The sequence below is a fragment of the Chitinophaga sp. 01L420 genome (genome assembly GCF_056399985.1).
This window is the reverse complement of sequence record NZ_JBFTSK010000002.1, coordinates 427,292-439,522: the sequence shown is the minus strand read 5'-3', so window position 1 is coordinate 439,522 and position 12,231 is coordinate 427,292. Positions and strand designations below refer to the sequence as shown.

The following is a 12,231-nucleotide window of genomic DNA, read 5'->3' as shown; positions in this document are numbered from 1 at the left end:
AACAGTTGCTTTCCCACATTGTTCATCCTCCTTACTTTCAATAAGCAGGCCATGGCAAATAAAAATTAATGCCCATAATGGTGCTACTACCGTTAATTTTGCGTTAGAAACAACAATCTATATGACTGTTTTAGAACCTGCCCTGCCCACAGACTCCCTGCTGTACAAGCAAATGACTACCATTCACTATCAGGATTGCTTTGCTTCCAACATTTCTACTGCTCACCCAGTAAGCATTACGCAAACAGCAATTGCTTTTTCTATCGGAGCTCCCAACTGGATCAAAAAACTGGAGGACATAAGAGACCTGATAGTAAGCCCCTTTGGTCTTAAAACCGGTAAAGGATCAACTCACAAAGGCCCCAGAACGTTTAACTGTGGCGACCAATTAGGCATCTTTAAAATCATGGACAAGAATGAAAAAGAAGTAATTCTGGGAGAAAATGACAAGCACCTTGATTTCCGCGTTTCACTTTATCTGCAGCAACAGCCGGCAGACCAACAACTACTCTGTACAACTGCTGTGCATTTCAACAACCGCCTGGGGAAAATTTATTTCTTCTTTGTAAAGCCTTTCCACCGGCTCATTGTTCCGGCAATGATAAAAAGCACCATTCATCAATTACGCGCAGCCGGCAGCTAAAAGCCACAGAAAATTGACTATTTTTATAGCATTGTCTAAATCGCTACCAATGAAACCTATCCCTGCGCCCTTACAACGCAATGTTGTATTGCTGCTAGTTATCCTGATAACAACAGTAACTACTTCCTGTAGCCGGAAAATTACCGAAACAGGAAAGGCTTCCTATTACGCAGACTCATTCGATGGCAAACGAACCGCCAGTGGCGAAACATTCCATCAGCGACAACTCACCGCAGCACATAAAACTTTACCTTTTGGTACACGCGTAACTGTTATTAACATCGCTAATGGTAAAAGTGTAAAAGTGCGCATCAATGACCGTGGTCCTTTTGCACCCGGACGTGTCATAGACCTCTCACACAAAGCCGCGTCCAAACTGGGAATGCTGAATACCGGCGTTGCCAATGTAGAAGTGAAATACAAAAAGCCGAAAAAGAAAAAATAGAGCAGGAGTGAGGTGACTCACTCCTGTAACGTTTATTTACCCCAATTGATGCACACCACCATGCCTGGCACTATTTCCCCTTTGATCATGTCTTCCCTCCGCAATTTCTTCGATCATCTTTTTACAAAACGCAGGTAAATCCTTCGGCGTACGACTGGTCACAAGACCATTATCAGTCACCACTTCCTCATCTACCCACAATGCTCCTGCATTCTCCAGGTCTGTTTTCAATGATTTGAAAGACGTCATTTTACGACCATCCAATTCTCCGGTTTCAATTAACGTCCATGGGCCATGACAAATGGCTGCAATAGGTTTGCTGTCATCAAAAAATCCGATCACAAAAGCAATCACGCGATCATTGGTGCGTAGGTGATCCGGATTCATCACACCTCCTGGCAATACCAACGCATCATAGTCTTGCGCAATCACATCTTTTATATTCTTATCCACCGGATAGTCTTTTCCCCAGTCGGTTTCCGCCCAGGCACGCACGCTTTTTTCTTCTGGTGATATAATGTCCACAGTGGCGCCTGCTTCTTTTAATGCTTCCAATGGCTTGGTAAGTTCCACTTCCTCAAACCCATTCGCTACTACAATAGCTACTTTCTTTCCTTTTAATTGATTTTCCATAAGATGCTATTTTATATAGTGTTATAATATTTAGCCTTCGGCAGAAGATACCCTTCATGCCATCGTCTTCAACCTCAAAAACAATTCCCGTTGCAAGTGGTGACGCCGGCAGACCATTGTAAAAGATCAGTGCGTTTGCGGGGCTGTATAATTTCTTACTCATACCGTAGCATATGCGTCCAATTTGCTTTCTCATTCGTTTGTAATTTTTTACGGAGAAAATTGCATTTGGAAACAGATGCTACTTTATTTGTTGATATACAATTACAGAACAATGAACAAGAAAACACTCCTTTCAGCATTGCTGGCTATTTGCCTGGCTGCTGATCATGCCTTTGCACAGGCTCCCGCCATAGAACTTCCCGGCTTTGCCGCCTATGCCGATCCGGTAGAAGAAAATGTAGACATCAGTCATAACCAAGGCGTCATACACTGGACCGGTAATAGTAACACCGTTAATTTTTATTTTCATGCCGCTACTACTGGTCCGCTTAAAGTGGCATTGTTGGCAAAAGCAGATGCAGCCAGCAAAGTAAGCGTGTCCGTAAATGGAAATGAAAAAATAATAAGCATTCCTAACAATAATGACTTTGTAAATATTCCTGTTCTGCAAACGAATATTAAAAAGCCTGGTTTCTATTGCGTTTCTTTAAAAGGCATAGAAAAAACAGGGTCCGTGTATGCAGATGTGAAGGCCGTTTCCTTAACGGGTGCTGCAACAAAAGATATACAATTTAACGCCAAACCCTGGCGTCGCGCGGCTTCTGTACATTTAAACTACCCTGTTCCGGAAGGTAAAAATGTAGAGTGGTTTTATGGAGAAATCAAAGTGCCGGAAGGAGAAGACAAACTCGGTACTTATTTCATGTCATGTGGTTTTCATCGTGGGTACTTTGGTATGCAGGTAAACTCTCCTACCGAAAGAAGAGTGATTTTTTCTGTTTGGGATGCAGGAGGAGAACCACAGGAACGCAGCAAAGTAAAGTACGAAGATCAGGTAGTAATGCTGGCAAAAGGAGATAGTGTAGATGCGAGTGGATTTGGCGGAGAAGGTACCGGCGGTCATAGTCATTGGGTGTACAACTGGAAAGCTGGTGATACCTATCGCTTCCTGATGCACAGCGTTCCCTCTGGTAATACCACTACCTATACTGCTTATTTTTATGTTCCTGAGCATAAAGAGTGGAAGCTGATCGCCAGTTTCAGAGCGCCTAAAGATGGTAAATACATGGGGCACCTTTATTCTTTCCTGGAAAATTTCTCTTTTGAAAACGGACACCTGGGCCGCAAAGGATATTTCGGCAATCACTGGATAAAAACCAATACCGGTGAATGGATAGAACTGACAAAAGCAAAATTCTCCAACGATGCCACCGCTAAAGCAAAAGATCGTCTTGATTATGGCGGCGGTGCAGAAAATGGATGGTTCTATTTATGGAACAGCGGATTTAAACCTGCAAATGCGCAATATGGTGATCTGTTTGAAAGGCCAGCAACCGGAACGCCACCAGTGATAGAGCTTCCGAAGTTCTAAAACAGCTTCTCTTTCCATAAAGCAACCAGGCAACTGGAAAAAAAGGAGGATGTATCATTTATCTGATACATCCTCCTTTTTTATCTTCCTAAAATTATATTAATCACCTATTTGTCAATGATATAAGGAGATAAATGCTCATTTTAATTAGTCTACATACCCCATAGGACAGACATTACGCATTTATTTTTTCATGCGCACGACGATTTTCTGGTGATGTGGGGCATTTTCGACGCCTTTTGAGAAAGGGCATAATTCTTTCTGTTAACGGCTACTAAGCAATTTTTACTTTAAATTCGGTTTTAAATCCTGATAACATCAGTTGCGTATGGCATTAAAAAATAAACTGCCTATTCCCGGCGTAGYACAAGTCCTGAATCCATTCAAAGTGAAGAAGCAACGTATCATGAATTTTAATCCGGCAGAAGGAGTGGCACTCCGTAAGCCGGCGGATAATAGTAAAATCACTGTTTTTGACTATAACACAAGTCTTTGTTCTGAACTGGTACTGGATAAGGTAGAAGATACCTTCAAATATATGGAGTCCTCGCAACTCAGCTGGATTAATATTGATGGCATCAGAAAAGAGGAAATCCACGCTGTTTGTGAGCAATTCCTGATACATCCACTGATAGAAGAAGATATACTCAGCATAGGACAGCGCGCAAAAATGGATGAAATCAATGATCGCATGTTCTGTTTGCTTCCCATGATTTACTTTAATAGTGAAACATCCTCCGTAGATATGGAGCAGGTAAGCATTGTTCTGGGCAAAARTTTCGTGATTTCGTTCCAGGAAGATCCTACCAGGGACGTATTTGATCCGGTACGAACTAAACTTTTGTTGAAAGGCTCCAGGATACGCAATGGGGGAGCGGATTACCTGTGTTATTCCTTGCTGGATGTTATTGTGGATAACTACTTTATTGTAATGGATAAGCTGGGAGAAAGGATAGAAATGATGGAAGACCTGGTACAACATCAGCCCAATACCCGCACACTGGCTCGTATCAACTACCTAAGACGGCAGGTATTTTTATTCAAGCGGGCTATTTCGCCAGTGAGAGAGTTAATAAATGGCTTCCTGAAAAGTGAAAGTGATCTGCTGGAAGATAAAGTGACTAAGTATTATAAAGACGTGTACGATCACATTATTCAATGTAATGACCTGGCAGATAACTATCGGGATACAGTATTGAACCTACAGGAAATGTACCATACACAGCTGAACCTGAAAATGAATGAAATAATGAAAGTGCTGGCGGTGGTAACCACTTTGATGGCCCCGCCAACACTTTTAGCCGGGATTTACGGCATGAACTTTCATTATATGCCTGAGCTGGAAACCAGACACGGGTACTATTATACTTTAGGGGGAATGGGTATATTATTATTATTGATGATCTTCTTCTTCAGGAAAAGAGGCTGGTTCTAGCCCTTCTTTTTGTATACAGGCACTGTAGAACAGGGTTCACCATACATAATACTTTTTACCACCGGGCGAAGCAGGCGGGTAATTTCTGCGTAGGCAATTTCTCCCACACGTTTATCCCCACATCCTTTTATTACTACTCTTTTGTCTGTAAAGGATGCTACATCAATTTTCGCGAGGTTTTGCAGATAACGTGTTTTGTGAATAAACTCAGCATCTCCAAAGGCAGCATAATCTGCTATGGATTCCAGGTTAGTCATCACCAGCATATATGCCCATAAGGGGATCACTGCATCTACACTACAGATTAAACCCACATTTTTTCCACGRAATTGTTCCCAGTCGAGCGACTGCAGGGAAGCGCGAAAATCTTTTTCTTTCAGGATGAGCCCCATAAAGAGGTAATCTTTCATATCAAAGATCACAGTCTCTCCCTGTGGATAATAATCCTCCAGATCTATGGTTTCCAATCCACTCAGCGCGACTTTATTTATGATTTCGTCCATTTTGTCCTTATTTAAGGATACAAATTTACGAATATCGGTGCAGGAATGTGAATAAGTGGTATAGAAGGTGGGGAAAGGGCCCAAAACGAAGAAGGGAAGCATTGCTGCTTCCCTTCTTCTTATGTCAGTAAAAAATGTAGCGGTCTAGAAAAATTTACCACGGGTATCTTTCACATCAGATTTCTTTTTCAGCACTTCAAACAGTTGTTGATCCAGCATGGATTTAACCCCTTGTTCGTATGCAGCCTGCTGAGCGGTTACGTCCTGAGCAGGTTGAGCAGATGGCTGGAAGCTATCTACTTTAATTACATATACACCGGCATTTCCTTCAATAGGAGCAGATACACTGGCGGTACCCCATTTCTTATTGAAAACAGCACCCGCAACGCGTGGTTCAAAACCCAGGGAAGCGATAAACGGAGTAGCAAAATTTACACCTTCCGCTTTCAGCACTGGCTGGTTAGTAGTTTTAGCTGCTGCATCCAGACTGGCCGGAGTTTGCAGTTTAGCAATGATCTGTTCTGCTTTCTTATGTTTTTTAACTTCAGCTTCTACCTGAGGTCTAACATCTTCCAGCGGAGCAGTACCTTCTTTACGAACACTTGTTAAAACCGCTACTACATATTTATCATCGAAAGTGAATACGTTACTCACATCGCCTTTCTTAGCTTCGTAAGCCCAACGTACCAGTTCGCGTGATTGTCCTATACCTGGGATCACAAAATCCATAGGGCGAACATTGTCAGCAATTCTTTTATTCAATTTGCTTTCCTGTACTGCTTTCTCAAAGTTGGCAGCAGAACGGCTCTTACCTGCGAAATCGCTGGCACCGCTGTAAGCCATGTTATTGGTTTCTTTACTTGCTTCTACAGATTTACCGAGATAAGCCACTTTAATGGCAGGACCAATATTTTTCTGATCCATAATCTCAATTACATGGTAACCAAACTGGGTTTTCACCACTTTAACCTGGCCTTTAGCACCATCAAAAGCAAATGTTTTGAATTCAGGAACAAACTGGGAAGAAGGAGTTAAATCGTATTCACCACCTGTTTGTTTACTGCCTGGATCATCACTGTATTGATTTACCAATGCTTTAAAGTCAGCGCCACCTCTTATTGCGACTTCAATGCTATCAGCACGTTTCTTAGCAATAGAATCTGGCAAACCACCCTGAGCAGAGGATCCAATCAGGATGTGGCGAACTTTCACGCTATCCGGCATATTTTTACGATCAACCATTTTCGCGTATACGATCAGGTTATTATCATAATATGGTCCGAAGATCGCGCCAACAGGCAAATTCACGATAGAATCTTTCTGAGGAACTTTTGCTTCGTTTTTGGAAATATATCCGTCGTAAAATTTAATATCAGAATTCCGGTTAATAAACCCGGCAACATCTTTAGTAGTATCCAGCTCTTGTTTCATCGCAACAATCTGTTGGATGGCAGCAGTAGAATCTATAGCAGAAGGAATAGCATCAAATGACACATATTCTACTTTGCGGGATTCTTCTACTTTAAACAGCTGTTTGTGATCCTGGATAAAACGATCCAGTTCAGCATCTGTTACTTTAATAGTGGAGTCAGAAATGGTAGCATAAGGAACGCTTACATAAGATATAGCAGCAGATTGACTGTTATCTTCCTGTTGTTGTTTTGCCAGCCATTTAGGGTAGTATACACCTTGTTTAACAAGGGTTACATATTTCTGTTGTTCCTGGTATTTGGAAATATAGCTTTCCAGCTGATGCAACCCTTCACGGATCTGAGGATTGGTGCCTGCCTGTGCAATAGCTTGTTGTAAAGCGGCGCGATCAAACTGACCATCGCGTGTAAATTGCTGCACAACTACCGGATTAGGGTTTTTACCCCGGATCTGGTCTACCACTTCTGCTTCAGTTACCACAATACCCAATTTTTTGTATTGAGCCTGCATAATTTGTTCATTCAGAAACTGGTTCCAAACCTGTTCACGGATATACTGACGTGTTTGATCGTCAATATTAGGCATTTGCTGACGGGCGCCATTTTCTGCGTCCTGAATGCGGCGTTGATAGTCTGCTAAGTCCAGATCTTCACCATTTACTTTACCCACGCTTGTACTGCGACGGGTGAGAGAACTTTTGCCAAAAAAGGCATCCTGCAACAGGAAACTAACAATAGCCAGGCAAATCACTACAACGATCATGACGGCGTACTTGTCCCTGATTTTCTGAATTACTGACATATATTATATAGTCTACATTTTTAAGGATAGCAAAAATAGAATAAAATAACTGTAACTGCAAAAGAGTATTTTTTGCCCTGAAACTCAATACAGCAAAGGGTTTCAGGATGGTATAACACTTTTGTGGACTATATATCATTCACAGGTTTTCCACATGGGCGCTTTATTAACAACTTATTTTTTTTCAAGGTTTTAATGTTTTTAAACGTTGACTGTAGCTGGTATTTCCGCAAAAGCAGGGTGATAATAACATGAAAGGGTTATTCACAAATGTTAAAAAGCCGTTTTTTATAATCCACATAAAAATGTGAATAAAACAGGGCTAATTTAGACGTGTATGCATTTTGACCATTTTTCATTCCCAACCAATTCTTTTCCACAATTGATGTGTAAAAACCCCTGTAAAACGTAAAATAACGTGGGAAAAGGTACCCTTGCCCAGAGGTAAAACTAATTTTGTTATTGTGGTTAAATTTACCCTTAAAAAATGAAGATGTGAATTGTGGATAGCAAATGCCATCTTTTAACATTTTCCTAATACCCTGTTGAACAAAAAGATTTTCACCAACAAGGATATCCACCTATGTGGATGAAAGTAAGAAAAACCAGTAATGACGCGGAAAGAGCATGTTAATTTCATGTGGAAAGCGTAGTAAAAAGGAATAACAACTACATTTGTACACGAGCCGGAAATTTAATTTCCACATATTCACAGCCCTAATAGTAGTGGGCTTTTTCTTTTAAATATTTAAAGAAGTATATAGCTATGATTATGGARATCGCTGAAGCGAAAAAAAATTTGCAACACAACGGATTTTTGGATATATCAGTCGATCCCTCCCTGGATTTGTTTGAAGCGATAGAAAATCTGAAAAAGAAAAAAAACGCTATCGTACTAGCTCACTATTACCAGGAACCAGATATCCAGGATATTGCGGATTACATCGGAGATAGTTTGGGCCTTAGTCAGCAGGCTGCCAAAACGGATGCAGATATGATTGTTTTCGCCGGAGTACATTTTATGGCGGAAACGGCAAAAATTCTGAGTCCGCAGAAGAAAGTACTCTTACCGGACCTGAAAGCGGGGTGTTCACTGGCCGATAGTGCGCCTCCAGAGCTGTTTAAGAAGTTCCGGGACCGTTATCCGGACCATATCGTGATTTCTTACATCAACTGCTCTGCGGGTATCAAAGCACTCAGCGATATCATTTGCACGAGCTCCAATGCCGAGAAAATCATCGAAAGCGTTCCTCACAACCAGCCGATCATCTTTGCACCTGACAGGAATTTAGGGGCCTATCTGATCAAAAAAACGGGTAGAGACATGGTCCTTTGGAACGGAGCATGCATGGTACACGAGATTTTTTCCCTGGAAAAGATCACAAAATTGAAGATTCGTCATCCGAAAGCCAAGGTGATAGCGCATCCGGAATGCGAGCCAGCTGTATTGGCCATCGCCGATTACATTGGGTCTACAACAGGATTACTAAAATTCAGTCACCGGGACGATGCCCAGGAATACATCGTGGTGACAGAAACCGGAATACTTCACCAGATGCAGAAGGATAATCCTGGTAAAACTTTTATTCCAGCTCCACCCAATAATGCTTGCGCATGTAATGACTGCCCACACATGAAATTGAATACACTGGAAAAATTGTATCTGTGCATGGAATACGAACAACCGGAGATTACGATGGAAGAAAGTCTTAGAATAGCGGCAAAAAAGCCAATTGAGCGCATGTTAGAAATAAGTGCACAAGCTGGACTTTGATATAACTATCTGATTTTCAAATAAATTCGAATACTATTTAATAGTAATAATAAATAATGATTATGCGGAAGGCCTTGAGAATTTAATATTCTCAAGGCCTTCGTATTTGTATTCGAATCGATTAATTCTCAGCGTGTTACGAAGCTTTTGAGAATTGTATATTTCGTCCGCACCTGTATCAATTCCTTTAAAATCAATATCTGGAAACTTTAGGGGGGCTTGCGGTTGATGTTAAAAACGAACTGAAATTAATTTTCAGCGCGCTGAGAATCTAAAAAAAATTTCTTTCATTGGGTAAGTGAAGGAATTATTTGAATATCAAAATCTCAGAGCGCTGATAGTCTTGTGAGGTTTTGATATTTTATTTTTTGATGAACGGATGTTCAGAATTTTATTCCAGGAGCTTGTGAGTGTATATTTTTTTTAGCTTCTGAGGTTTTAATATTTTTTGTTTCCCTTGGGTTATGCCGATATCGAATCGAATGGCGAATTCTCAGCCCATTTAATTTTTCCACTTGTTTTAATTTTTCGACAATTAAGCTTCATTTCCCGCAGGTGCGCAACCGGCTGTATACTTCTTCAACAGGTCATTTTTGCGCTAAATAATGGATTCGCATAACAGCAGTAATTGATTTAAAAAAGTGCCATGAGAATCCAATATTTTGTCAAATCATTGGGGTACCCCGGGATTTTGTATTTCATTCAATTCTCAAAGCGCTTGTAGTGTGCTGAGAATGGAATGTGCATTGGGGTATCCCGTGACACATAAAATCCATAAGATTCTCAGCGTCTTGCCAAGGCGCTGAGAATCTTATGGATTTTATGTTTTTGAGACTAATCGAAAAAAGAAAATTCTGTTTAAAGCTCATAGCCCTACAAGTCTGCTGAGAATTGAATATTTATAATTGGTTTTGTAGCCATTATCAAATAGAAAATTATGGCGGAGTCTCAGCACACTGGGAGTGCGCTGAGATTTCTCTTTTTAAAGTCTTTTTCCAATAATCTCTAAGGACGATTATTGGTTGAAATCTCAGCGGGTAGGGAGTGTGCTGAGATTTTAATATTTAGTATCGGTTTTATATTTATACTGATAACGGTATTTTTGAGAGAAGCTCAACGCAAATGGAATGCCCTGAGATCTCAATATTTTGAATTATTTCAGGGGGTGCCGAGGTTAAGGATTTTCGTGGAAGCCTAAGACAATTGGGAGGGCGCTGAGGTTTTGATATTTTGATGAAGGCGAATGACTTGTCCGAAAAAGGGCTGTCGAATCGATTCTCCTGCCGCCGTTGATGCCTTGAGATTTGCTTATTTGGAATTTTGGTAGATGTGTCGAAGGCAAAATTAAATAGCAAATTCTCAGGACATAGTAAGAGCGCCGAGGGTTAATATTTTTTGGTGTCCAGGGGAATGGTTTTGGGATTTAGTCTTGTGAGGCCTGGCGAAAAATTGGAAATTAAGTTGGTTAGGTTTTGGATTCAGGTGGTGAAAAGCAAAGTAGTATGTGGATAAAGTAATGGTAAATTAGAAAAAATGAAGCTGCTGAGGATGTAAAATTTAATTTTTGTGTTGGAAAAAAGAGTTTTGGAAGATTTTATCGTACTGTGAGACGACTCATTTTTAATTTGTTAAGAAGTGGAATAAAATTCAGATGGGCAGCTCTTTTTATGTGGAAAAGTTGGTCGCGAAGATTTTTTTTAGTGCCTGAGCTCCCGCGTAAAGCCAGTAAATGTGAAAAGTGTCAGATTTTTTTGGCTTTTTTGAGATAAAAAGAGCAAAAAGAGAGAGAAGATGTGGAAAAATGAAATGATTTTTTTTCTTGCAAAAAAAAGAAGGAGAGAAGGTCGGAAAAAATTATTTTTTCTGACTTTTTAAATGAAAATAAGAGCGCTTAAAGGTATTATTTTGAAAAAAGAGGCATTTTTTCAAATTTTTTTTTGTTTTTAGGATAGAAAAACAATTTTTTCTTGTGGAAGGAAGAAAGAAAGTAGAGGAAAACTAAATTTCCTCTACCCAAATATGATCCGCTTCAGTTTTTCTAAGCGATAAGTTATATCCCGCTACCATAATTGAAATAGGATCTCCCAGCGGGGCAATTTTTTCGATCTTAACTGTTTCACCTGGTACGCAGCCCATTTCCATCAGTTTAATATGAAGATCATCTTTTGCGAATTCTATTATTACTGCACTTTTTCCCGTTGTCAGGGAAGATAACTTTATAACGCCCTTTTTCATATCCTGATTATTAATCTGTTTAAACTTTGTTCCGGGACAATTGGGATGCTCATCCATGAATGATAAGCAAAGTTACCCTTGTACAGTCAATATGCAAAAAGAAAGGTCGCCCCAATCCAAAATTTCATTTTACTTTTACATCCACTTAATTTTTTTAGTATAAATGGCAGTTCAATTTACATCGCACGAGGTAAAAGATTATTTAAAGGAGAAGCGGAAGTTGAAGTTATTCCTGGCTGACCTTTTTTCAGTTGAAGGACAAGGTTTAAAAAGTTTGCATTTTGTTTTTTGTTCAGACGCATACTTATTGGAGATTAACAAGCAATTCCTACAGCACGATACGTACACCGATATCGTAACTTTTGAAATGGGAGAGGATCCGGAGATCACCGAAGGTGAAATTTACATCAGCATAGATAGGGTCCTGGATAATGCAGAAAAGTTTAAAACAAAGGTAAACGAAGAATTACATCGGGTTATTTTCCATGGAGCGTTACACTTATGTGGATTTAAAGATAAGAGTAAGAAGGATGCGGCGTTGATGAGGAGCAAGGAAGATGAGTATCTGAAGAAGTATTTTGGGAAGTAATTTATTTTTTATCAAGAATATTAAAGGGTTGAAATGTTCCTAACGGAACATTTCTCATTTTAGGACGTTCCACGTGAAACATGTGGGCGGTAGTTTTTGCGATTAAGGGATATGTTTATTTCTTGGGTCGGAAGGAGGTCATTTACGAGTTTGCGAATGTTCCACGTGAAACATTGTTTTCCCATTCAGGTGATGCTAGTGTTTTGAA

General features: G+C 40.1%; 10 protein-coding genes. 6 read left to right on the top strand and 4 right to left on the bottom strand.

Features of this window, described 5'->3' with window-relative positions:
* The first annotated feature begins 121 nt into the window (after nucleotides 1-121).
* The gene (locus tag AC1DP6_RS03595) at nucleotides 122-643 is read left to right on the top strand and encodes a DUF2867 domain-containing protein (RefSeq protein ID WP_477053607.1); all 522 of its coding nucleotides are present in this window, start codon (nucleotides 122-124) and stop codon (nucleotides 641-643) included.
* 49 nt (nucleotides 644-692) lie between these two features.
* Nucleotides 693-1,088, top strand: coding sequence for a septal ring lytic transglycosylase RlpA family protein (locus AC1DP6_RS03590; protein WP_477053606.1), 396 nt, complete (start codon nucleotides 693-695; stop codon nucleotides 1,086-1,088).
* 36 nt (nucleotides 1,089-1,124) lie between these two features.
* Here AC1DP6_RS03590 and AC1DP6_RS03585 read toward each other — a convergent pair whose 3' ends face one another.
* The gene (locus AC1DP6_RS03585) at nucleotides 1,125-1,721 is read right to left on the bottom strand and encodes a type 1 glutamine amidotransferase domain-containing protein (protein WP_477053605.1); all 597 of its coding nucleotides are present in this window, start codon (nucleotides 1,719-1,721) and stop codon (nucleotides 1,125-1,127) included.
* 274 nt (nucleotides 1,722-1,995) lie between these two features.
* On the opposite strand from AC1DP6_RS03585, the gene AC1DP6_RS03580 reads away from it, so the two are divergent.
* Both AC1DP6_RS03580 and corA read left to right on the top strand, forming a co-directional pair.
* Nucleotides 1,996-3,255 carry a DUF3472 domain-containing protein gene (locus AC1DP6_RS03580; protein WP_477053604.1) on the top strand — a complete coding sequence of 420 codons (1,260 nt, stop codon included), beginning with the start codon at nucleotides 1,996-1,998 and terminating at the stop codon, nucleotides 3,253-3,255.
* A gap of 328 nt (nucleotides 3,256-3,583) precedes the next feature.
* Entirely contained in the window at nucleotides 3,584-4,690 is a 1,107-nt protein-coding gene (gene corA, locus AC1DP6_RS03575; protein WP_477053603.1) for a magnesium/cobalt transporter CorA, read from the top strand.
* On the opposite strand, the gene AC1DP6_RS03570 is transcribed toward corA, so the two are convergent.
* A complete protein-coding gene (locus AC1DP6_RS03570) occupies nucleotides 4,687-5,193 on the bottom strand; it encodes a DUF2480 family protein (RefSeq protein ID WP_477053602.1) in 507 nt (168 codons plus the stop codon). The two genes, corA and AC1DP6_RS03570, sit on opposite strands and share 4 nt — an antisense overlap.
* A gap of 144 nt (nucleotides 5,194-5,337) precedes the next feature.
* Nucleotides 5,338-7,425 (bottom strand): peptidylprolyl isomerase, encoded by a 2,088-nt coding sequence (locus AC1DP6_RS03565; protein WP_477053601.1) that lies wholly within the window; start codon nucleotides 7,423-7,425, stop codon nucleotides 5,338-5,340.
* A gap of 817 nt (nucleotides 7,426-8,242) precedes the next feature.
* On the opposite strand from AC1DP6_RS03565, the gene nadA reads away from it, so the two are divergent.
* Nucleotides 8,243-9,199 carry a quinolinate synthase NadA gene (nadA, locus tag AC1DP6_RS03560; RefSeq protein WP_441578171.1) on the top strand — a complete coding sequence of 319 codons (957 nt, stop codon included), beginning with the start codon at nucleotides 8,243-8,245 and terminating at the stop codon, nucleotides 9,197-9,199.
* Between the two features lie 1,998 nt (nucleotides 9,200-11,197).
* Here the strand turns inward: nadA and AC1DP6_RS03555 are convergent.
* Complete coding sequence (locus AC1DP6_RS03555) at nucleotides 11,198-11,434, bottom strand: FeoA family protein (protein ID WP_441578170.1); 237 nt, start codon at nucleotides 11,432-11,434, stop codon at nucleotides 11,198-11,200.
* 163 nt (nucleotides 11,435-11,597) lie between these two features.
* Here AC1DP6_RS03555 and ybeY point away from each other — a divergent pair, with 163 nt between their 5' ends.
* Nucleotides 11,598-12,023: an rRNA maturation RNase YbeY gene (gene ybeY, locus AC1DP6_RS03550; protein ID WP_477053600.1), complete on the top strand. Its 426-nt coding sequence runs from the start codon at nucleotides 11,598-11,600 to the stop codon at nucleotides 12,021-12,023.
* Nucleotides 12,024-12,231: the final 208 nt, after the last annotated feature.